The sequence below is a fragment of the Proteiniclasticum ruminis genome (genome assembly GCF_900115135.1).
Classification (GTDB): domain Bacteria; phylum Bacillota; class Clostridia; order Clostridiales; family Clostridiaceae; genus Proteiniclasticum; species Proteiniclasticum ruminis_A.
This window is the reverse complement of record NZ_FOVK01000006.1, coordinates 20854-42331: the sequence shown is the minus strand read 5'-3', so window position 1 is coordinate 42331 and position 21478 is coordinate 20854. Positions and strand designations below refer to the sequence as shown.

The following is a 21478-nucleotide window of genomic DNA, read 5'->3' as shown; positions in this document are numbered from 1 at the left end:
AATGAGGATTGAAGGTCATGACCCGCTAGTGAGGCTATTGGAGCAGTTAAACAGCAATAGCGTCGGCAACAATGAAAACGGGGAGCATCTGAAGCCTGAAGAGATACTGAAAGAAGTGGAGAGGGTTCTCACTGAAAGAGATCAGGTGCTACTAACAGGAGAAAAAAGCTCCCAGGAAGTAGCGTACTCAAGGAAACAAGGAGAGGCACCTGAAACATATCTGCGGAGAATCTCATGGGAAATCTCCAGACAAAAAGAGAGTGAAAAAGGATCTGGAGGATCAGATCAGGTGCAAAAGAGGATAGAAGACGCCATGGAGCAGGCGGCTCTTTACCACGACCTGGCGAAGAATTCCATAAAAAGGAACGAATCCCGTTCTCCATCTTCCGGAGATTCTATGGGTTCAGAGAAGATTCTTTATCTCTTTGCCATGGTCATGGTGATTTCCATAGTTCTATATATATTATTCAACGTGTGATAAAAAGTGACAGAGATAGGCTTAACTATCTCTTTTTTTGGCCGATAAAATAAGAAACAGCACTGCTATGCAGAAATGATATTGAGATAGAAAAAGTAGATAGAAAACATTTGAAGGATGTGAACAGCTTGATTCAAGTTTCTGGAATTTCCAATGAACATGTAAGTGCAGTGACAAAAGTGGAACCACCAAAACTGGCGAGGATTGAATCTTTGATTCGTGATGAAAAAGTCATGGAGTTCAAAAGATATCCGGATCCGGAAGAAAAGGCGTTCACCAAAGAAGAAGTTGAGAAGGCGGTGGATTCCACCAATAAGATTCTCAAAGAGGAACATAATGCGAAATATCAGTTTGAAATCCATGAAGGCACTGGACGCGTGATGGTGAATCTTGTGGATATGCAGACAAAAGAAGTTCTGAAAGAAATCCCACCAGAGAAGATTCTGGATTTGGTTGCGAATATCTGGGAAAGATTAGGGCTTCTTGTGGATGAAAGGGGATAATGATGTCAATTAATTTTATGGGTTCCTATTCAGGAATCGACCAGACTATGATCGATCAGCTTATGGCAGTTGAAAAGAGACCTCTGGTTCAGATGTCCGAAAGAAAGACCACCATGGAATCGCAGAAAAATGCGTGGAATGACGTAAGAACCAGGCTGAACAATCTTTTTGAGAAAATCAAGGTGCTTCAGAACAGTGATACGTTCAGTTCCATGAAAGCCACTGGCGGCGAGTCTGCAACCATTACTACGAGTAAGAATTCACCTGAAGGTGTGTATGAGATCTCTGTGCAGCAGCTTGCTACAAAAACCTCTGTCATCGGGGGGAAGATTGTTGAAGCATCCGGTGACAGCACCAAGGCCCTCGGGCTCACGGGAAAATTTTCCGTTAATGGCACAACAGAGAAGCCCAATGAGATTGAAATCACAGAAGCTGATACTGTAAGGACTGTGGCGGATAAGATCAACAGTATTTCCAAAGAGTCTGGTGTCCGGGCTTCCATCATCGACAACAGGCTGGTTTTGAACAATGTGGACACAGGAAATAAGGCCATCACACTGAAAAATGAGGTGGGTACTGTTCTTGACAATCTGGGACTTGGCACAGATGCAGGGCTTTCCAATAAAGCGGAGGTCATTCTAGGACAGAATGCCAAATTTAAAGTCAATGGTGTGGAAGTGGAGCGTCAAAGCAACACAGTGAAGGATGTGGTGGAGTTCACCACCATCAACCTGAACAAAGCTCATGCAGCGGGCGGGTTTGACACCATCACCATCTCTAAGGATACCTCAAAGGTGGAGGAGGCGGTGAAAGGTTTTGTGGATCAGTATAACTCCACCATGACCTTCATCTCCGACCAGCTGAAGGCAGGAAGCCCCGATGATGGAGGAGAAAAAAGAGGGACCCTGGCCAGTGACGGATCTCTTATGAGGCTTCAGTCCTCGTTGAGAACCATGGTGACCTCATCCCTTTCCAATGAGAATACAGCAATTAAAGACTTATCCCAGCTTGGGGTCTCGACAGTGGACCGGTTTGGCCAGCTGACCTTTGATGACAGCAAGCTGAAAGAAAAGCTGGAGGAAAATCCAGTAGAGGTACAGAATTTCTTCTTGAGCAAGAACAGTGAAGGGAAGGATATCGGTTTTGTGCCGAAAATCAACAGCTATATCGACAGCTTCTCTTCCTCTACAGGAATCATCAAAGGAAAAACAGACAGTTTTGAGAGAAGCATCAAGGAAGTCAACAAGCAGGTGGACGCTTTTACACTTCGAATGGAGCGTAAAGAGCAGTATTATATCTCCATGTTTTCGAAGCTTGATACCGCTATGATGGAAGCCGAGTCCCAGATGGGATGGCTCACCAGTCAGATCAGTGCCCTTTCCGCTTCTTCAGGAAGCAAGAAATAGTTTAGGAGGATCGTTTAGATGTACGCAGGAACCAATGCCTATGCCAGTGCAGGAAATGCCTACAAAAGTAATGAAGTGCTGACAGCACCGAAGAAGAAGCTTGTGGTGATGCTCTATGATGGAGCCATCAAAAATCTGAAGCTTGCAAAGCTTGCCATAGCAGACAAGAACATCGAAAAGACAAACAATGCCATCATCAAAGCCCAGAATATCCTAGCGGAGTTCATGAGCACGTTGAATTTTGAGGATGGAGGAGAAATTGCAAAGGGTCTTATGAATCTCTATCAGTACATGTATGACCGCACCATCCGGGCCAATATCGACAAAGATCCTGAAATTCTTGACGAAGTTATTGGAATGCTGGAAGAACTTCGAGACACCTGGAGCAGAATATGAAAAGCAGAATAGAGCTTCTGAAGGAGAAGAGGAATCTTCTCCTTGAAGCCTTTGAAGAGACTCAAGTGGATTTTAAAAATCCGGAGGAATGCATTCTGGCCATCGCTAAAAACTCTGGGAAAATTGAAGAGATGAAAAGTCTTGATGAGATGCTGCGTGAAATGACTTCACTTTCTGAAGAAGGAGAAAGAAGTCTGGAGGAAGAGATCCATAAGCTTCTTCTTGGGACAAAAGGCAATCTTGAAGTCATCATCAAAGGGCTCCAGAAAGAGAAGAGAGTGACAACGGAGTCCATGACTGATTTTGCAAGGATTAAAAGCATTGCAAACAGCTATGTGAAGACCGCTCAAGGTCCTGTCTTTGTGGATCGGGACTTCGAATAATGAGGAAAACTGCGCGTTATTTGAACCGTAATATCAAAAGAACGCCTGATAGAGAAGCTTCAGAATGAAACATTGTGAAAAGGGGAGTACTGCGTTGAAAGAACAGTTGGGGAAAGTGAAAGTAAAATTGCCGAAGATACCAAAGGTGAAGCTGCCAAAGGTGAAACTGCCGAAGAGGGATGCGAAAGAACCTGTGGATGTCTCAGAACCGTTAAAAGTGAAGGCAGACAAGAAGAAGAGCAAAAAGAAGAGCGTGAAACTCTCCGGAATCAAGTGGCCTAAAAAAGGGAAAAAACAGGACCAGGAAATGAGTGCCTTAAAAAGCAAGAAAAAGATTGGAACAAAACTTGTGGTCATGACGCTGCTTATGGTGATCACTCCGCTTCTTGTTTCCAATGCCGCAAGTCTTCTCTATATGAACGAGAACTATACGGAAGAGATGGAAGCGAACAATGCCATGCTGGCGGATGCCATATCCAACCAGGTTGGCGCTTTCGTAGAAAGAGCTTTTATGATTACAGAGCAGCTTTCTGTGAATAATGATGTGAGAGATTATAACGGTATGGCACAGTCAGCTGTACTGGCGAACACCCAAAGAAGCTATGATTTTTTTGATCTCATTTACGTTACTGACACCTCAGGAATGCAGACCGCCCGAAGTTCAGGTAAACTTGCCAACCGCTCTGACCGCTGGTGGTTCAAACAGGTGACAGAAGACAAGAAGCCTTTTGTCAGCCATTCCTATTTCTCTCTTACAGGAAATACAGCGGTAACGACCATTGCCATGCCGGTGTACAACCATAATATGTTTTTTCTAGGGGTGCTGGGAGCGGACATCAAGCTTTCATCCTTCCAGAAGGTCATCGAAGAATACAGTGAAGGAAGTAGATATGCGTTTATTGTAGATGGGGATGGTAAAGTTCTGGCGCACCAGAACTACAATATGGTATCCGAGATGTTCAACTATGTGACGTTAACAAAGACGGTCACAAGAAGAGATGCGTCCGGGAAAGTACTCACAGATCCTAAGGGGAATCAGATGATTGATGAGGTGCCTGTGAGAGCTCCTCAGGCTCTGTCGGATATCGTGAAAAAAGCTGTCGCAGGGGAAGAGGGTGTGGAAGAGTACCTGGATCTGGATGGAACAGAACTCATCAGCGCTTTCCATCCGATTACGCTGCCTGGAGAGTCGAAATCCTGGGCGGTGATCACCGTAGAAAACAAATCAGATGCCATGGCTTTTATCACCGACACCATCTACTTCAGTTTAGGTATTGCGGTGGTTTCCTTGATTCTTGCAGCGGTGCTTGTATCGGTTTTCTCTAAGAGCATTTCAGGACCAATCAAGGCGTCGTCTCAGTATCTGGCAAAGATTGCCAAGGGAGACTTCACCCTGCAGGTGGATGAAAAGCTTCTGAAAAGAGAAGATGAGATCGGCATCATCTCCCATGGCATCAATGAGATGAAAGATTCTTTGCGCGCTCTGGTTCTTCGAATCACAGCATCATCAGAGGACATCAACCATCAGGTGGAAAACTCTGTGCGGTCCATCGAAGCGCTGAACAGCAATCTGGAAAGTGTATCAGCCACCACAGAGGAGCTGGCAGCGAGTATGGAAGAGACTGCAGCATCCACGGAGGAAATGGCAGCGGCATCCAATGAGATTGAACGTGCGGCTCATTCCATAGCGGAGAAATCCCAGCAGGGTGCACTGGCGGCAAGAGAAACAGCCGAAAGAGCCGATGCAACTCAAGACAAGGTTCGGGAAGCTCAGAAAAAATCCAAAGAAATTTTCGCTTCTGCTAAAGAAGATCTGGAAAAAGCCATTGAGGATTCTAAAGTAGTGGAGCAGATTCGTGTGCTCTCTGACGCGATTTTGCAGATTACAGCCCAAACCAACCTTCTGGCACTGAATGCTGCCATTGAAGCTGCGCGAGCTGGAGAGGCAGGAAGAGGCTTCTCTGTGGTTGCAGATGAAATCAGGAAGCTTGCTGAGCAGAGTAAGAATGCTGCAACCCAGATTCAGTCTGTAACCGGTAAAGTGACAGACAGTGTGGAGAATCTCTCCAAGAGCTCCAATACACTTCTGACTTTTGTGGAGACTGATGTCCAGAATGACTACGAAAGTATGCTGGATGTGGCCGATAAGTACAACAAGGATGCAAGATATTTTGATGATCTTGTCACAGAGTTCAGTGCAACATCGGAAGAGCTTCTGGCGTCCATTGAAAATGTGGTCCATGCCATTGAAGCAGTGTCTACTGCTGCCGGAGAAAGTGCGGAAGGCACCACGGACATTGCCGAAAAGGTTTCTGAGTCCACCATGAAGTCCAGTGCAGTGATGGAGGAAATGGAGAAAACCAAGCTTCAGGCGGTGAAACTCCAGAAAGAAACCGAGAAGTTCAAACTGTAAGAAAAAACAGCAGAAGAATTATGAAATAAATATGAAAAATGTATGAAAGCCATAAAACCAATTCATAATCAGAATGGTTTTATGGCTTTTTATGCATCCGTGCATATGGCTTAATAAGTGTATAGCACTTATGAACATAGTGATTCCATTAGTACACAAAAGTAGTGTTGGTATAAATCATTATCTCATTATTTTCCGACAATTTTATACAAAAATTTTAAAGATTACCGAAAAATTGTTAAAAATACTATGGAACATACTGTTTGATTCTGAGTTCATACGCGGATGCTTGATAAAAAAGTGAACATCTTATGATTAGCACCTGTGCTTATTTCAATTAAAATTGAATCAGATGCTAAAACCCTTGCAAATGGTGCTTTAGCGTGCGGTTAGTTTTTTGCAAAACCATACAGATTTCATTGCAATTTAGAATATGAACGGATAAAATTGGTAGTGATTGAAAAATAAGAAAGTATGAACACAATTATATTTATTCATATCAAAGAGTTTTTACTGAATATACCTGGGAGGGGTGTTTTATGAAAGATCTCACATATCAGATTGTGAAAAATGGACTGGATGCATCTGCAAAAAGGCAGAGAGTCATTTCATCGAATATTGCCAACGTGAATACACCAGGTTATAAAGCATCAACGGTGAAATTTGAAACAGAGCTCCAAAAAGCCATTGAAAAGAAGGGGACCCTTGTCACCACACATGAAAAGCATCTGGGAGCTGCTGAAGCGTTTAAAGTTACAGGGCAGGTGGAAAAAGTCGAGGGCAGTTCCATGAATGAGAATGGCAATAATGTGGATATTGACAGAGAGATGGTGGATTTAGCGGCCAATGAGATCTACTACAATGCTCTCATCGAACAGGTGAACCGTAAACTGAGCGGGATGAGCTATGTCATCAACCGCTAGCGGATGGATCTTCATATTGAAAACGGATGTATGCATAGAAAAAAGTAAGCTCATCTAGCTCAACTGTAGCATGCTACAGATATTTCGTGAATACTAAGTATAGAAATACATATTATGAATCATCAATCAGGAGGGAACTATGTCTGTATTTAATTCTATGAGAATCAATGCCTCAGGACTTACACTCGAGCGGATGAAGCTGGATGTCATCTCCTCAAACATTGCCAATGTAAACACCACAAGAACAGAAGAAGGCGGTCCCTACCAAAGAAAAGAAGTGGTTTTCCAGGAAATGGTGGAGAAAGCCCAGAATACAGTCAGCGGGCTGGGACAAAGAATCACTTCTGGTGTGAAAGTCACCGGAATCAGGGAAGACCAGGAAGGTCTGCGCAGTGTCTATGATCCTACCCACGTGGACGCGGACGAAAATGGATATGTGCTTATGCCCAATGTGAATCTTCTGGATGAAATGGTAAAGCTCATTGAAGCCCAGAGAACTTATGAAGCCAACGCTACAGCGCTGAAGGCCAGCAAATCCATGCTGAACAAAGCCATAGAAATCACAAAGGGGTAAGAGCTAAATGACAAACATCAGCGGCAATTATAAAAATATTTTGGACAGATACAGTCTGCTTTTGAATCAGACAGGAAAGGCGGAGAGAAAAGAGGAGGCGGATTTTTCCAGCTTAGGGCTTGGAGAAAGTTTTGGGGATCTTCTCACCTCTCAAGTGGAAAAGCTGAATATGACACAGCTCAGCGCAGACCAGATGGTCAGCGACTTTGCTGCAGGAAAAACCGATGATCTCCATAATGTGATGATTGGCGTGGAAGAGGCTAGACTCAGTATGGAGCTGGCGGTTCAAGTCAGGAATAAGATTATTGAGGCATATAAAGAGCTCACACAGATGCAGCTTTAGAGATGGAAGACAATGATGTTTTAACATAGGTGCGGATGGTTTTTTCGTGGCAGCTGACAGAATAGAAGGACAACAATAAGAATGAAAAAATATCAAACTGCTTTGTGAAAGCATACTGACGAAAGAAAAAGAATTCTGCAGAACTACTGAGCTGATTTTCTTCCCTTAGGAGTGCAATTTAGAGCAGTTTTAGTTTTCGCAAAAAGTCTGATGAATGGAAGTAACCTTACTAGGCAAGGAGCAACTGATTAATGGATAGCATCAAGAATACCTCAGAGAAAATAAAAGGCGGATGGAGCAAAATGGATCCGGGCAGAAGAAAGGCGCTGATACTCATCGTTTCAGCGGTACTTCTTTTCGTCGTTCTATTTTCCGTGTATTCCAGACAGGTGACCTATGCCACCCTGTTCCAGGGACTGGAACTGGAGGATGCTGCAGCCATAACGGCAGATCTTGATACACGTGGAAATATCAGATACAAAATTGAAAACGGCGGACGGGATATTCTCATTGATGAGAAGCATGTGGACAAGTACAGGCTGGAGCTAGCCATGAACGGTATGATGCCGGACAAGTCCACAGGATTTGAGATTTTTGACAATATGGGCATGATGGTCACAGATGAGGACCGGAAGATCATGTATCAAAGAGGCCTTGAAGGAGAACTTCAGAGGTCTATTATGTCATTGACAGAGATTGAAAGTGCCCGTGTGCATCTGGTGCTCAGTGAAGAGAGTATTTTCGACACCGAAAGAAGAGAAGCTTCTGCATCGGTGATCCTCAGCCTGAAAACTGGAGCGAAGATTTCTGCTGATTCCGTACGGGGCATCATCGCCCTTGTCACAGGGGCGGTGAACAATCTGCCAGAGGAAAAGGTGCAGGTCATTGATACCAGAGGCAACCTTTTAAGCCTTGGTCTCACTGGGGAGACCTCTTCCGGTGTGGGTCTTCTGGATAAGCAGTCAGAGGTGAAGAGAAGCTTTGAGAAAGAGATAGAAAATAACATCCTCAATCTTTTGGGACCGGCATTTGGACCGGATAAATTGAAAGTGGCGGTTTATGCGGATCTTGATTTTGATGCGGAGGAGCAGACCGTCATTGCCTATCGTGATCCTGTCATAAGAAGCGAGCAGAACAGTGCTGAGGGGCCGAATCTCAATGTGGGGGAAATCACAGACAATCCCATTGACGACAACACCCAGAATGTTCTGGACGGGGAAGAGGACGGGATGGGTTCCTATGAAGGAACAAAAAACTATGAACTGACGGAAACAACCACCCGTACCGTAAGAGCACCTGGAAAGGTCCAGAAAATCTCCACCTCTGTTCTCTTTGATGGGAATCTTACGGAAGCGCAGCTCCTTGCCATCCGGAATCTTGTTTCCACGGCTACAGGCTATGATCTCAATCGAGGGGATCTCATCAGTGTGGAAAGCATGGAGTTTGACAAGAGCTACCAGGAAGCCCTGGAGGAAGAACTGGAAGAGCAGAAACGTCTGGAGGAGGCCAACAGGACCTTTATGGAACGATATGGTGATTATATCTATCTAGGTGTGTTCAGTATTTTGGGACTGGTCATTGTTCTTTCCGTGATAAAACTCATTTTTGGAAAGAAGAAGAGAAGAAAAGAAGAAGAAGACCTTTCAGTGATGCTTCCACAGGCTCAGGCTGAACCACTTGGCCAGACCGTGGACATCATTGAGGAAGTGTATCAGAAGTTTGAGGTGAAAGAGAATCAGAAGGAAAAGCAGCTGAAGGAATATGCCGAAGAGCATCCTGAGATTGCTGCAGATCTCATAAAAGCCTGGATGAAAGAATGAGGGTGATATGACCTATGCAAAATAAAGATAACAGCGGTATAAAGAAAGCGGCCATCCTGCTGATTTCATTGGGACCGGACATTTCAGCACAGATCCTTCGGATGCTGCCCGATACCATGATTCAGAAGGTCACCTATGAGATTGCCAATACAGAGTATGTGGAACCTAAGGAACGGGAACGGGTCATTGAGGATTTCATGGATATGGCTTCAGCCCGGGAATACATCATCGATGGCGGTATAGATTATGCAAGAAATCTTCTCACCAAAGCTTTGGGCACTGTCCGGGCAAAAGAAGTTATGGATGTGCTGACTCAGATTCAGCAAAGGGAGATGCCCTTTGCCATTCTAAGGAAAGCGGATACCCATCAGCTGGCCAATATGCTCTCCAATGAGCATCCCCAGACCATAGCGCTCATCATGTGCTATATCCAGCCGGATAAGGCTGCGGATGTGCTTTCACTCTTCCCGCATGAGCTTCAGACAGAAGTGGCGGAGAGGATTGGTGTCATCAACAGAACTTCTCCAGCGGTCATCAAAAAAATTGAGTCCATCCTTCAGAACAAGTTCTCCAACATCATTGAAAGTGATGCGGAGAACATCGGCGGCGTAAAGACCCTTGTGGAAATTCTGAACTCTGTGGACAGAACCACCGAGAAGAACATTCTGAACGATCTGGAGAAGACTCAGCCGGAACTGGCAGAAGTCATCAAAGCCAATCTTTTTGTGTTCGAAGATATCGTCACTCTGGACAAGAGCTCCATTCAAAGAGTTCTCCGGGAAGTGGACAACGAGCAGCTGGTTCTGGCCCTCAAAGGCGCTTCAGAAGAAGTGGCCACTGTGGTTTATGCAAATCTCTCCAAGAGAGCTGCGGACACGGTGCGGGAAGACATCGAGTTCATGGGACCTGTGCGTCTTTCCACAGTGGAGGAAGCGCAGCATAAAATTGTGGGCATCATAAGAAGGCTGGAGGAAGCCGGTGAAATCGTCATTGGAAGAGGTGATTCCGATAGCATTATCGTATAGAATAATCAAAAATACAGAGCCACTAGAAGAAAAGAAACTCACATCCCTTGATCTTTCCCAGTACATGGAAAAGAGCGAAGCCCTGAAGCAGGATGAAATCCGGAAGATCATCAAAAGAGAAGATCCCATGGATGTGGTGAAGCGTGAGATCCGCAAGAATCTGGAGGAAGAGATCGAAATCAAAAAAACGGCTATGCTGGAAAAAGCCCGTCAAGATCTTCAGAAAGAGCGGGATCAAGTGCTGGAAGAAGCCCGAAACGAAGGCGTAAAGGAAGGCATGAGACTCGGAAGAGAGTCGGCATACCAGGAGGCAGAAGCCATAAGACAGGAGGCGCTCTCCTACCTGGAAGAAGCAGAAAGAGCCGCAAAAGACTATCTTATTGAAAATGAGGAGAGGATTCTGAAGCTTTCTACAAAAATTGCGGAAAAAATCCTCGAGAAAGTCATTCAAGAGAGTGAAGAAGGTGTGATGCTTCTGGCACGGCCAATTCTTCAGGAGTACGGTAAAGTCCAGAATGTCATCATCAGCTGTAATCCTTGTAAGGTGGAGCATGTGAAACGATATGTGCCTGAAATAGAGAAAACATGCCCCAATGCGCATATCCTGATTCTTCCGGACAAGACCCTTGGACCGCTGGATATCCGGGTGGAGAACGAGTATCAGATCACAGACCTGTCTATCAGAAAACAGCTGGACAGGTTCATAGAACTGGCCCTTAGCTAAGAGGAGGAGAAAGATGACAGAGGTTCGCTTTGACAGACTGGAAGAGATTTTGGATGAAAGCACCTTATCTTTGAAAATGGGAAAAGTGAAGAAAGTCATCGGTCTCATCATCCATGCCGTTGGCCTCAAGGTGTTTGTGGGAGAAGTATGTGAAATTCTTCTGGATGACCACAATAAGATCTTTGCTGAAGTGGTGGGATTTGAGGATGATGGCGTTCTTCTTATGCCCCTTGGAGATGTGCAGGGAATTGGTCCAGGCTGTCTGGTGCTGCCCACAGGCAGCGCACTGAAGGTGAGAGTCGGAGATGAGCTTCTTGGCACCACAGTGGACGGGCTAGGAAATCCCATGGATGAGATCAAGAGAAAACTGACGGGATTTGGCGACATCAACAATATGCCTCCCAATCCTTTCCAAAGAAGGAAGATCGAGGAAGTCATGAGTACAGGAGTCAAAGCCATAGATGGTATTCTTACCTGTGGGGAAGGTCAGCGTATCGGTATTTTTGCGGGAAGCGGAGTAGGAAAAAGTACCCTTCTAGGAATGATTGCCAGATACTCCGATGCGGATGTCAATGTCATTGGGCTCATCGGAGAGCGAGGCCGAGAGGTCCTTGAGTTTATTGAAAGAGATCTTGGGCCGGAGGGCTACAAGAAGTCTGTTGTGATCTGCGCCACCTCTGACCAGCCGCCTCTTGTGAGGCTTAAAGGGGCTTATGTGGCCACAGCCATTGCGGAGTACTTCAGGGACCAGGGCAAAAAAGTCATGTTCATGATGGATTCAGTCACAAGATTTGCCATGGCGCAAAGAGAGATTGGCCTAGCCATTGGAGAGCCGCCTACCACCAGAGGATATACCCCATCGGTGTTTGCGACGCTCCCGAAGCTTCTGGAGAGAAGCGGAATGTCCAAAGACGGTTCCATCACCGCCTTCTATACAGTGCTGGTGGAGGGGGATGATATGAATGAACCTATAGCCGATGCGGTCCGGGGTATCCTCGATGGTCATATCGTACTCACAAGAAAGCTCGCAGGAAAGAACCACTTCCCTTCCATCGATGTGCAGCAGAGTGTGTCAAGAGTCATGAAGGAGATCGTATCCAAGGAGCATTATGACTTTGCTGGAAAGCTCAAAGAGAATATGTCCAGGTATCAGGAGTCAGAAGACCTCATCAATGTGGGGGCTTATGCAAAGGGAAGAAACCCGGATCTTGATAAAGCGGTGGAACTGAAGCCTCTTATTGACCGTTTCCTGAAACAGGACGTGGAAGATGCGAGAAGCTTTGAGGAAACGGTGGAGGAGCTCCATAAGATCTTCGGCAGAAGGTAAGACCCTTAAGGAATCATTTCAGGAAGGAGTAAAGACATGAAGAGCTACAAGTTCAAAATGGATAAAGTTCTGGAATACCGGGAGAATGTGGAAAAAGTCAAAGTGGAAGACTTTGCCAAAATCACCCATAAGCTTCGTACCGAAGAGGAGCATCTGAAGGATCTTCAGGAAACCCTGGAAGAAAAGAAGAAAGTGAAGCAGCAGGATCTTTACGGTATGAAAATGGGGTTTTTATACAGGGAAAAACTGAAAGCGGAAGTGGACAGGCAAGTGAGCAAAGTAAAGGAAATCTCTGTGAAAGCGGAGGCTGCGCAGCATGTGCTCATCGAAGCCAGGAAAGACCGGAAAATCATGGAGATGCTGAAAGAAAAGGATCAGGAGAAATATCGACTGGATCTCCTCAATACGGAACAGAAGGAGCTGGATGATCTCAGTGTCATGAGATTTATCAAGTAACTTTTATTCATAGATGCAGACGGAAGGTGAAGGGATTCCCTTGGAGAGCCTTCAAAAAGCTGATTACTGAAAGGAGGTGAGAAATGATATGAAAACAAACATCATGAATCTCATGATGGGCACAACAGGAACACAAAATACCGCAGGGACCTCAGTGGAAGTGGATGGAGCGCTTTTTTCCTCTTTGCTTCAGAAGGTGACAGGACAGGGCGGTATAGAAACCGGGACTGTTTTTGGTCAAGGTGGTACGGAATCAGTAAAGAAAGAGGAGGATCTGTCTCTAGAAGAAGCTGCAGCAGCACTTGTGGGAATGATATTCTCGAAAATGCCAGAAGAGATGCTTCAAGCAAAAACACCAGAGAATATTCTGGAAGAAGGCATCGGTCTTCTGAAGGAAGCACAGGGTAACTTAAAGAATGCTCAGGAACTTCAGAGTGTGAAGGGTCTTCTGGGATCTTTGGAAAGTGGAGACAAAAAGAGTTATCATGCAGTGCTGGACCTGCTGAAAATGAAGCAGGAGGAACGGAGCTCTTTATTGGGGGGGAACGCGGTATCTGGAATGAAACATCAGGATGTGGCGCAGCAGGGACAAAAGAATGGGAAGGATACGATCCATGAGGTAGCTTTTCGAAGCATCTTAGGAAACGAGACCCATAAAGCTGTGAGCGCAGCTGTGGATGAAAGTTCAGATGCTGTGGAAAGAACTGAAAACAAAGCATCCCTTCAGATGGAGAATGACGTTGAAAAAGCATCAGGGAAATCCCCAGCTTTTTCACTGAAAGAGCAGGGAGAGCTGAAGGATTCTGAAAAGATAGATCTTATGCAAGCCGGAGCCGAGGCTGTTCCAGCAAAAGAAGTGAGGCTGTCCAATGGAAAAGCGGTCAAAGTGACAGAACATGAGATGAGCCAAAACCTTAAAATCACAGAAGATGCCATGGTGAAATCCATGGAGACGCTGAAAAATGGGGACACAACCACCATGAAACTGAGACTCCATCCAGAAGAGCTGGGGGAGATGGAACTGACTCTTTCCATGGAACATGGAAAGATCACAGGAAAGCTTATGACAGAAAGTCAGGAGATCCGCCAGCTATTCCAGGGGAAACTTCTGGAACTGCAGGAGAACCTGAAAGCCCAGAACATTCAGGTGGTGAAGCTGGAAGTATCCACTAATCTCTCTGACCAGGGTCAGAACTTTCAGGGACAGAACCCCCAGGATGAGATGAAAAAGAGATCTCAGGAGATGACGCTAAGAGGGTATGGAAAAATAACTGAAAAAAAGAGCTCGTACAGTCCTGTGGCCCTGAAAAGTCAGGAGGGCATCAGTATTCTTGCATAGGAAAGCAGGTGAAGAAAATGAGAATTAACGGAATCGGTGTACAAAGCACCAATGTGTATGGTCAGGAAGAGGTGAAATCCAATGATACATTGGATGTGAATGACTTTTTGAAAATCCTGACAGCGCAGCTGCAGCATATGGACCCATTGGGCGGAAACAGTTCAGATCCTACAGAGTACATCAATCAGATGACCCAGTTCACCATGCTGGAGCAGATGAACAATCTGGTTTCAAGCATCGGCACCATGACCATGCTGTCTCAGCAGCAGATGTCTTTTTCTCTGGTGGGCAAGGAAGTCAGTATTTTTGACGGAGAGGAAAGATTCACAGGTATCGTGGAAAAGGTCAGATACCGGGAAGGGGTTGCCTATCCTGTGGTGAACGGTAAGGAGTATCCCATGGGCTACATAGAAGAGATCGGAGGGAAGGAAGATGTCCTTTAAAATTCAAAATGGTCAGATCATCCCATCCACCCATCCGGGACAGGTCCAGGGGAAAAAGCCCTCAGGTGATTTTGAGCGCCTTTATCTGGAATCCATTCAAAAAACCAAAGAGACCGTAAAACTGTCCGCCCATGCCAAAGACCGCATGGACAAGAGGGACATTTCACTCTCAGAGGAAGATATGAGAAAGATCAATGATGCTGTGGATACCTTAGATCAGAAAGGTGCCAGAGAGGGACTTCTTTTATACAAAGATGCCGCATTCATCGCCAGCATCAGAAACCGGACCATCATCACCGCCATGAAGGATGCGGAGATTGAGACCATCACCAATATCGACAGTTTTGTGAAAATCAAGTAATGGCTGGACCTCTTGAGGAAGCCATGTAGACTTTGCTGAATGACGGATGCAAAGTACAGAAAAAGGAAAAAATAAACATCCTAGGAGGAATTATCATGTTAAGATCCCTTTATTCCGGAGTAAGCGGAATGAGAACCAATCAGGTCAAAATGGACGTAATCGGTAATAATATCGCCAATGTGAACACCACCGGATTCAAGTCCGGCAGAGCAAGATTCCAGGATATGCTGAGTCAGACCCTTGCCTATGCACAGGCCAGCACAGACGAGGCCATCGGAGGCGTAAACGCACAGCAGGTGGGCCTTGGGGTAAAGGTTGGTGCCATTGACACCATCATGACCAACGGCGGTCTGCAGCCAACCAACAGAGATCTGGATTTTGCAGTGGAGGGTACTGGATTTTTCATCGTGACCCAGGAAAATGTGCCTGAAGGTTCGCCCATCAATCAGAGACTTTACACAAGAGATGGCGCTTTCTACAGAGACAGTCTCGGAAACCTTGTGAATGCTTCCGGGTACCGCGTGGTGGGGCAGATGTATGATTTTCAAAATGAAACCTGGCCTGCTGACTTTGAACCAACCAATCTCCAGACACTGAAGATCACCAATGAGCTTTCTTACACAGATGCCGATGGCAATGCCGTGAATGTGAATCTGGAAACCTTCTCCATCGACTCCAGCGGTACCATTATCGGAGTTTACGATGATGGTGTGGCCAGAGAGATTGGAAGAATGGTTCTGGCAAAGTTTGAAAACCCTGAAGGTCTTGAGAAAATGGGAAACAACAACTACAGAGCATCCAGAAACTCCGGAGAGGATGTGAAAAGCACAGCAAACTCCGAAGGATATGGTCTTGTGCGTTCCGGTGTGCTGGAAATGTCCAATGTGGATCTGGCCAATGAGTTCACAGACCTCATCATCACCTCCAGATCCTACCAGGCAAACTCAAGAACCATCACCACTTCAGACGAAATGCTCCAGGAGCTTCTGAGTCTGAAGAGATAGGGAAAATTTCACGCAATTTGGAGGATCGGCTAAAGATTCTCCTTAAATAGCCGATTGGTTAAGTAGAACAGGAATATGGAGGAGGCGAAACCTATGATCAAACTCACTGCTTTAAATGGCAGCGATTTCTATCTGAATATTGATTTAATCTATAAAGTGGAGCCTCTTGCAGATTCACTGATTACTTTGACCGACGGTAAAACCCTTCGTGTCAAAGAAACCGCGGACGAAATTGTTCAAAAAATAGTGGCCTACAAAAGACAGATTTTTGCAGGCGTTCTGGAGGGTGACGCGAAATGAAAAAAAGTTACAGTGCACTGATTGGATTGGCATCGGGACTGGTTCTTGTTGTCTGGTCCATCACATCCAGTGGGGATATGTCGAGCTTTCTGCATATACCTTCACTGATCATCACATTGGGAGGCTCTTTGGCTGCTCTTGTGATCAGTTTTCCCATGAAAGACATTATGAAACTTCCTAAAATCATGAAGCTCCTCATCAATAAGCCGGAACAGGACCGGGTGAAGCTCATTGGTATGTTCTCAGAAATGGCAAGAAAAGCAAGAAGAGATGGTCTTCTTGCCCTGGAGGACGATCTTCAGACCATGGAAGATGAATTTTTAACCTCAGGACTCCAGATGGTGGTGGATGGCATTGACCCGGATGTGATCCGGGAGATCATGACCCTGAAAATGGAGACCACAGAAAGAAGACACCGTATGGGACAGAGCATCTTCAGCAAATGGGGAGAACTGGCGCCTGCCTTTGGTATGATTGGGACCCTCATCGGGCTCATCATCATGCTGGCGGATCTTCAAGACTCCTCCGCCATCGGGTCAGGTATGGCTGTAGCCCTCATCACAACCTTTTACGGATCCTTTTTCTCCAATCTGGTTTTCATTCCCATTGCTTCCAACCTTTCTGCCCAGACCAATGAAGAAATGGTCTCCAAGGAAATGGCCATTGAAGGTATTCTGGAAATCCAGGCGGGTACAAACCCGAGAATCCTGGAAGAGAAGCTCATGACTTACCTGTCTCCTGAAGAAGTGAAGATCCTTCAGGCGGAGAGAACCGTAACCCAAGAGGCTCTTTCTTATGAGTAAGGAAAGAAGACCCAGAAAAACATCAGAGTCCTCCAGTCCAGGTGCACCTGCCTGGATGGCTACTTTCTCGGATATGATGACGCTGCTTCTTACATTTTTTATTCTTCTCTACTCCATGTCCAGCATTGATGCACAGAAGTTCAAGGAAATCACCCAGAGTCTCCAGTCGGTTCTTTCCGGCGAAGCTTCCAGTTCCATCATAGAGATGGAAGGACCCAACGAGGAGCTTCCTCTGGACAATCCCACCTATGAAGTTGAGGAGGATGAACTGGATCCTCAGATTTCTGAAAGCACCTTGGAAATGTACAGTCAAGTGAAGGACTATGTGGAAACGGAAGGTCTCCAGGCAGAGGTCACAGTAAGCCTCAACAAAAGCGGAGTCTTTGTGAATATCCGTGAAGCCATTTTATTTGAATCCGGAGAAGCGGTGATCAAGGACTCAGGAAGAAGTCTCCTTTCGGATCTCGAAGGACTCTTTCTCTCTTTTGAAAATGAAATCGTGGTGGAGGGACATACGGACAATGTGCCTCATAACTCCAATGAGTATGACACCAACTGGGAGCTTTCCGCAGGAAGAGCTCTGGCGGTGGTGAGATATCTTTCTGAAGAAAAGAGCATTCCAGGGGGAAGGCTTTCCGCCATAGGATATGGCGAATACAGACCCATCGTGTCCAACGACACCAATGCGAACCGGGCACTGAACCGCCGGGTGAATTTACTGATTATCATGGATGAAGGCGAGGAATAGGAAATGGCTCAGGAAGAAAAGCAGAAAAAAGAAAAAAAGAAACCCAATGTGCTGGTGATCATCATCGTGATCATGAGTTTCATCATCATGGTGGGCTCTGTAGCTATGGTATTCATCGCAACAGACATCAAGATCTCGGACATCATGGCTAAATTCCAGAAGCATGAGGAGTTTGTGATGCCCATGGAATCCTACGTGGTGAATCTCAGGACAGAAGGAAAAGGAACCACATATCTCAAAGCGAACCTGTCCCTTCTTTACACCAACGAGGAACATGCGGCGGTCCTGACCAATAAGACCAGCCAGCTGCGAGATGTCATCATCCATGACCTCATGGAATACACACCGCAGGATCTTCTAAAAGAAGGAGGTCTTGCTGGAGCAAAAGTTAAAATCAAAGCCAGCATCAATGCCGCCTTAGGAGAAGATGTGGTGGCAGAAGTCTACTTCACCGAGTTTCTGGTGCAGTAGGAAAAGGAGCGTCCATGGAAACTGTTGAACTGATCCTGTCCTTTCTGAAAATGATCCTAGGCCTTGCGGCAGTGCTGGCCCTTTTATATGTGGTGCTGCGCTTCGGGAAGAAGATGAACTATGGCGGAAACCAGTACATCCAGATGGTGGAAAAGGTGCCTCTGTCCAACCAGGCGTTCCTTGCGGTGGTCCGGGTGGGGAAAAGCTATCATTTGGCCAGTGTCAGTTCAGGCAAAGTGGATCTTCTGAAAGAGCTTCCACCGGAAGAGGTGGAGGAAATGATGGAAAGGCGCAGAAGACAGCTGGAAGAAAATCCGGTGATGCATATGTGGAGAAAGAGGAATGACCGTGAATAAGAAAAAAATGGTGCTGTTTCTGGCACTCTTTGTGGGACTGGGTCTCGCTTTCAACATAAAAGAGACCTTTGCCCTGGATCTCAGCCAGTGGGGCATCAATTTCAACAATCCGGACCGGGGACCCCAAGCGACGGTGGATACCGTAAGGGTCTTCGTGCTTCTGACCATCCTGACTTTAGTGCCGGCTTTTGTGATTCTCACCACTGCCTTCACTAGAGTAGTGGTGGTGCTGTCCTTTCTGCGAAATGCCATGGGTTCCCAGCAGACACCACCCAATCAGGTGCTCATGGGCCTTGCGCTCTTCATCACCATGTTTGTGATGACGCCGGTTTATAACGAGATCATGGATACAGCTGTGACGCCTTTTGTGGCAGAAGAGATCACCCAGGCAGAAGCCCTGGAAATTGGAGCGGTGCCTCTCAAAGAGTTCATGCTGAAGCAGACCAGAGAGAAAGATCTGGCTCTTTTTATGAGGTCGGGGAACTTAGAGAATGTGGAAGATCCCATGGAGCTTCCGTTGACTGTGGTGATTCCGGCTTTCACCATCAGTGAGCTTCGGACTGCTTTCTCCATCGGATTTATTCTCTTTCTTCCGTTCCTTGTGCTGGACATTGTGGTATCAAGCATCCTCATGTCCATGGGTATGTTCATGCTGCCACCGGCCATGATTGCGCTGCCCTTTAAGCTTCTTCTCTTCATACTTGTGGATGGCTGGTATCTTGTGGTGGAATCTCTTCTCAAGGGATTCAGTTAGGAGGTTTTTTTATGAATCAGGTAATGGCACTGGATCTTATGAGAAGTGCTTTCATGACAACAATCAAGGCCTCTGCGCCCATTCTAATCATTGCCATGGTGGTGGGACTCATCATTTCCATCTTGCAGGCCACAACCCAGGTTCAGGAACAGACCCTGACCTTTGTGCCCAAAATGATCGCGGTGCTGCTAAGCCTCATTCTGCTTGGGGCTTTTATGATGAATACACTGATTGCATTTATGAACCAGTCCTTTGATGTCATCAACAGACTCTAGGGGGATTCATGATGCAGCTTGAAATTCAAGGGTTCCTGTATATTCTTGCAAGAATCACTGCATTTATTACCGTGGTCCCGGGATTTTCCCATAAAGCGCTGCCAAACACTTCAAAGGTGTTCTTTTCCCTCATCTTGAGTCTTCTTGTGTATTTTAGAGCACCCGAGGTCCTTGTGTATGAGGAAACCGTCCTTTTTGTTCTGGCGGTTGCGCGGGAAGTGGTCATCGGTCTCACCATGGGGTATATGGCAAAGCTTATTTTCTCCGCTGTGGAGATGGCGGGACAGTTCATCGATTTTCAGGTGGGGTATTCCATGGGGGCTGTGTATGATCCCATGTCAGGCACCACATCCTCCTATTACGGCAGTCTCTTTTACTGGATGAGCATCATGGTTTTCTTTATGATGAACCTTCACCATACGCTGCTGACGGCGGTGATGGATTCTTTCCAGGTGGCTCTTCCGGGACAGCTGGGGCTTTCAGGAATCAACCTTGAAGGGGTCCTCTTTCTCTTCTCCCACAGCTTCAAGATCGCCTTCAGCATAGCAGCACCCATGCTCATTGTGCTTCTTGTGGTAGATATCGTCATGGGGCTGATTTCCAGGTCTGTGCCTCAGATCAATGTCTTCATGCTGGGGATGCCGCTGAAGTCTCTCCTAGGTATGGTGCTGTTTCTGTTTCTGGCCTCTTCTTTTATGAATCATGGAGGAAAGACGCTCTCTCTTATGGCGGAGTATATGGGGAAAGCAGTGGAGATGTTCAGATAGAAGGATGTGAGCTAAATGGCAGAAGACAAGCACTCAAAAACGGAACAGGCGACCCCCAAAAGGCTCCGGGACAGCCGGAAAAAGGGACAGGTATCCAAAAGCGGAGATCTTAATTCCGCACTTTCCTTTCTTCTTTTTGCCCTGGTTCTTGGAGCGCTGGGAGACTATCTGTATAAAAATGCCCGAACTTTCATGCAGTTTACCTTATCTTCTACCCTAGGACAGGAACTTGGACCGGCCAATGCCGGCACATATCTTTCAGAACTTCTCTTGCAGGTGCTTCTCATTTTTCTTCCTTTTGGTCTGGTGGCTGTGTTCATAGGGATTCTCAGCAACGTGATGCAAGTGGGATTCCTGTTCACGGTGGAGCCTCTGAAGCCTGATTTTAAGCGTCTTAATCCGCTGCAGGGCGCAAAGAACATCTTTTCAAAAAAAGCCCTGTTTACGCTCTTCAAGAGTCTCATGAAGCTCTTTATTGTGGTGTATCTCACCTACACGGGACTGCAGGAGTTCATGAAGCCACTGCTGAACCTTGGTGGGGTAGGACTGGAGAAGCTGTTCAGTTTCTTTATCGAGGTAACCAGGAGCCTCAGCATCAATATCGCAGCCTTTATGCTTGTGCTGGCTCTCATCGACTTTGTCTTTGAGAGAAAAGAGCATAAGAAGAATCTCATGATGACAAAACATGAGATCAAAGAAGAGTACAAGCAGATGGAGGGAGATCCCAAAATCAAGCAGAAAAGGCAGCAGATCCAGCGTCAGATGTCCATGGCAAGAACCATGCAGAGCGTGGAAGCTTCTACGGTGCTCATCACAAATCCAACCCATATCGCCATTGCGCTGCGCTATGAGCAAGGGAAAGATGATGCGCCTGTGGTCATGGCCAAGGGACTGGATTATAAAGCCATGAAGATGAAAGAGCTGGCCAAAGAGAAGAAGATTCCCATCATTGAGAACAAACCGTTGGCCAGAAGTATGTATTATAAGGTGGAACCGGGTTCTTCTGTGCCTGTGGAGATGTATCAGGCGGTGGCAGAGATCCTGGCCCTGGTTTTCACCATGAACAAGAAGAAAAAAGCAAGATAG

27 protein-coding genes are annotated in these 21478 nt (G+C 46.1%); all 27 read left to right on the top strand.

The features are described from left to right. Window position 1: 1 nt before the first annotated feature. Window positions 2-478 carry a hypothetical protein gene (locus BM243_RS09635; RefSeq protein WP_074912170.1) on the top strand — a complete coding sequence of 159 codons (477 nt, stop codon included), beginning with the start codon at window positions 2-4 and terminating at the stop codon, window positions 476-478. 128 nt (window positions 479-606) lie between these two features. Next, window positions 607-981 (top strand): flagellar protein FlaG, encoded by a 375-nt coding sequence (locus BM243_RS09630; protein WP_074912169.1) that lies wholly within the window; start codon window positions 607-609, stop codon window positions 979-981. A gap of 2 nt (window positions 982-983) precedes the next feature. Continuing rightward, the gene (fliD, locus tag BM243_RS09625; RefSeq protein ID WP_074912168.1) at window positions 984-2387 is read left to right on the top strand and encodes a flagellar filament capping protein FliD; all 1404 of its coding nucleotides are present in this window, start codon (window positions 984-986) and stop codon (window positions 2385-2387) included. 18 nt (window positions 2388-2405) lie between these two features. Then, window positions 2406-2783 carry a flagellar export chaperone FliS gene (gene fliS, locus BM243_RS09620; RefSeq protein ID WP_074912167.1) on the top strand — a complete coding sequence of 126 codons (378 nt, stop codon included), beginning with the start codon at window positions 2406-2408 and terminating at the stop codon, window positions 2781-2783. After that, window positions 2780-3166 (top strand): hypothetical protein, encoded by a 387-nt coding sequence (locus tag BM243_RS09615; protein ID WP_074912166.1) that lies wholly within the window; start codon window positions 2780-2782, stop codon window positions 3164-3166. The genes fliS and BM243_RS09615 overlap by 4 nt, the downstream gene beginning before the upstream one ends. Window positions 3167-3260: 94 nt before the next feature. Then, window positions 3261-5579, top strand: coding sequence for a methyl-accepting chemotaxis protein (locus BM243_RS09610; RefSeq protein ID WP_074912165.1), 2319 nt, complete (start codon window positions 3261-3263; stop codon window positions 5577-5579). Window positions 5580-6118: 539 nt separating this feature from the next. Next, on the top strand, window positions 6119-6502 hold the full coding sequence (gene flgB / locus BM243_RS09605) for a flagellar basal body rod protein FlgB (RefSeq protein ID WP_074912164.1): 384 nt from the start codon (window positions 6119-6121) through the stop codon (window positions 6500-6502). A 139-nt stretch (window positions 6503-6641) separates the two neighbouring features. Beyond that, window positions 6642-7076, top strand: coding sequence for a flagellar basal body rod protein FlgC (gene flgC, locus BM243_RS09600; RefSeq protein WP_074912163.1), 435 nt, complete (start codon window positions 6642-6644; stop codon window positions 7074-7076). A 7-nt stretch (window positions 7077-7083) separates the two neighbouring features. Next, window positions 7084-7419, top strand: a complete 336-nt coding sequence (fliE, locus tag BM243_RS09595; RefSeq protein WP_074912162.1) for a flagellar hook-basal body complex protein FliE — start codon at window positions 7084-7086, stop codon at window positions 7417-7419. Between the two features lie 251 nt (window positions 7420-7670). Next, the gene (fliF, locus tag BM243_RS09590) at window positions 7671-9239 is read left to right on the top strand and encodes a flagellar basal-body MS-ring/collar protein FliF (protein ID WP_074912161.1); all 1569 of its coding nucleotides are present in this window, start codon (window positions 7671-7673) and stop codon (window positions 9237-9239) included. Between the two features lie 14 nt (window positions 9240-9253). Next, on the top strand, window positions 9254-10264 hold the full coding sequence (gene fliG / locus BM243_RS09585; protein WP_074912160.1) for a flagellar motor switch protein FliG: 1011 nt from the start codon (window positions 9254-9256) through the stop codon (window positions 10262-10264). Continuing rightward, window positions 10218-10988, top strand: a complete 771-nt coding sequence (locus BM243_RS09580) for a FliH/SctL family protein (protein ID WP_143093572.1) — start codon at window positions 10218-10220, stop codon at window positions 10986-10988. Before fliG ends, BM243_RS09580 begins: the two co-directional genes overlap by 47 nt. Window positions 10989-11001: 13 nt before the next feature. Beyond that, a complete protein-coding gene (fliI, locus tag BM243_RS09575) occupies window positions 11002-12315 on the top strand; it encodes a flagellar protein export ATPase FliI (protein ID WP_074912158.1) in 1314 nt (437 codons plus the stop codon). 36 nt (window positions 12316-12351) lie between these two features. Further along, window positions 12352-12771 (top strand): flagellar export protein FliJ, encoded by a 420-nt coding sequence (gene fliJ, locus BM243_RS09570; RefSeq protein WP_074912157.1) that lies wholly within the window; start codon window positions 12352-12354, stop codon window positions 12769-12771. A gap of 88 nt (window positions 12772-12859) precedes the next feature. Next, window positions 12860-14110 (top strand): flagellar hook-length control protein FliK, encoded by a 1251-nt coding sequence (locus BM243_RS09565; RefSeq protein WP_074912156.1) that lies wholly within the window; start codon window positions 12860-12862, stop codon window positions 14108-14110. A gap of 17 nt (window positions 14111-14127) precedes the next feature. Beyond that, window positions 14128-14553, top strand: a complete 426-nt coding sequence (locus BM243_RS09560; RefSeq protein WP_074912155.1) for a flagellar hook capping FlgD N-terminal domain-containing protein — start codon at window positions 14128-14130, stop codon at window positions 14551-14553. Beyond that, window positions 14543-14914 (top strand): TIGR02530 family flagellar biosynthesis protein, encoded by a 372-nt coding sequence (locus BM243_RS09555; RefSeq protein ID WP_074912154.1) that lies wholly within the window; start codon window positions 14543-14545, stop codon window positions 14912-14914. The genes BM243_RS09560 and BM243_RS09555 overlap by 11 nt, the downstream gene beginning before the upstream one ends. A 95-nt stretch (window positions 14915-15009) precedes the next feature. Further along, window positions 15010-15918 (top strand): flagellar hook-basal body complex protein, encoded by a 909-nt coding sequence (locus BM243_RS09550; RefSeq protein ID WP_074912153.1) that lies wholly within the window; start codon window positions 15010-15012, stop codon window positions 15916-15918. 93 nt (window positions 15919-16011) lie between these two features. After that, a complete protein-coding gene (locus tag BM243_RS09545; protein WP_031574191.1) occupies window positions 16012-16218 on the top strand; it encodes a flagellar FlbD family protein in 207 nt (68 codons plus the stop codon). Beyond that, on the top strand, window positions 16215-17021 hold the full coding sequence (locus tag BM243_RS09540; protein WP_074912152.1) for a motility protein A: 807 nt from the start codon (window positions 16215-16217) through the stop codon (window positions 17019-17021). Before BM243_RS09545 ends, BM243_RS09540 begins: the two co-directional genes overlap by 4 nt. Continuing rightward, the gene (locus BM243_RS09535) at window positions 17014-17769 is read left to right on the top strand and encodes a flagellar motor protein MotB (protein WP_074912151.1); all 756 of its coding nucleotides are present in this window, start codon (window positions 17014-17016) and stop codon (window positions 17767-17769) included. Before BM243_RS09540 ends, BM243_RS09535 begins: the two co-directional genes overlap by 8 nt. A 3-nt stretch (window positions 17770-17772) precedes the next feature. Further along, window positions 17773-18240, top strand: a complete 468-nt coding sequence (locus tag BM243_RS09530) for a flagellar basal body-associated FliL family protein (RefSeq protein WP_074912150.1) — start codon at window positions 17773-17775, stop codon at window positions 18238-18240. A gap of 14 nt (window positions 18241-18254) precedes the next feature. After that, the gene (locus tag BM243_RS09525; protein WP_074912149.1) at window positions 18255-18596 is read left to right on the top strand and encodes a flagellar biosynthetic protein FliO; all 342 of its coding nucleotides are present in this window, start codon (window positions 18255-18257) and stop codon (window positions 18594-18596) included. Then, window positions 18583-19350 (top strand): flagellar type III secretion system pore protein FliP, encoded by a 768-nt coding sequence (fliP, locus tag BM243_RS09520; protein WP_074912148.1) that lies wholly within the window; start codon window positions 18583-18585, stop codon window positions 19348-19350. Before BM243_RS09525 ends, fliP begins: the two co-directional genes overlap by 14 nt. Before the next feature lie 11 nt (window positions 19351-19361). Next, entirely contained in the window at window positions 19362-19625 is a 264-nt protein-coding gene (gene fliQ, locus BM243_RS09515) for a flagellar biosynthesis protein FliQ (RefSeq protein ID WP_074912147.1), read from the top strand. 8 nt (window positions 19626-19633) lie between these two features. Further along, a complete protein-coding gene (fliR, locus tag BM243_RS09510; RefSeq protein WP_083422731.1) occupies window positions 19634-20392 on the top strand; it encodes a flagellar biosynthetic protein FliR in 759 nt (252 codons plus the stop codon). Between the two features lie 15 nt (window positions 20393-20407). Then, window positions 20408-21478: a flagellar biosynthesis protein FlhB gene (gene flhB, locus BM243_RS09505; RefSeq protein WP_074912145.1), complete on the top strand. Its 1071-nt coding sequence runs from the start codon at window positions 20408-20410 to the stop codon at window positions 21476-21478.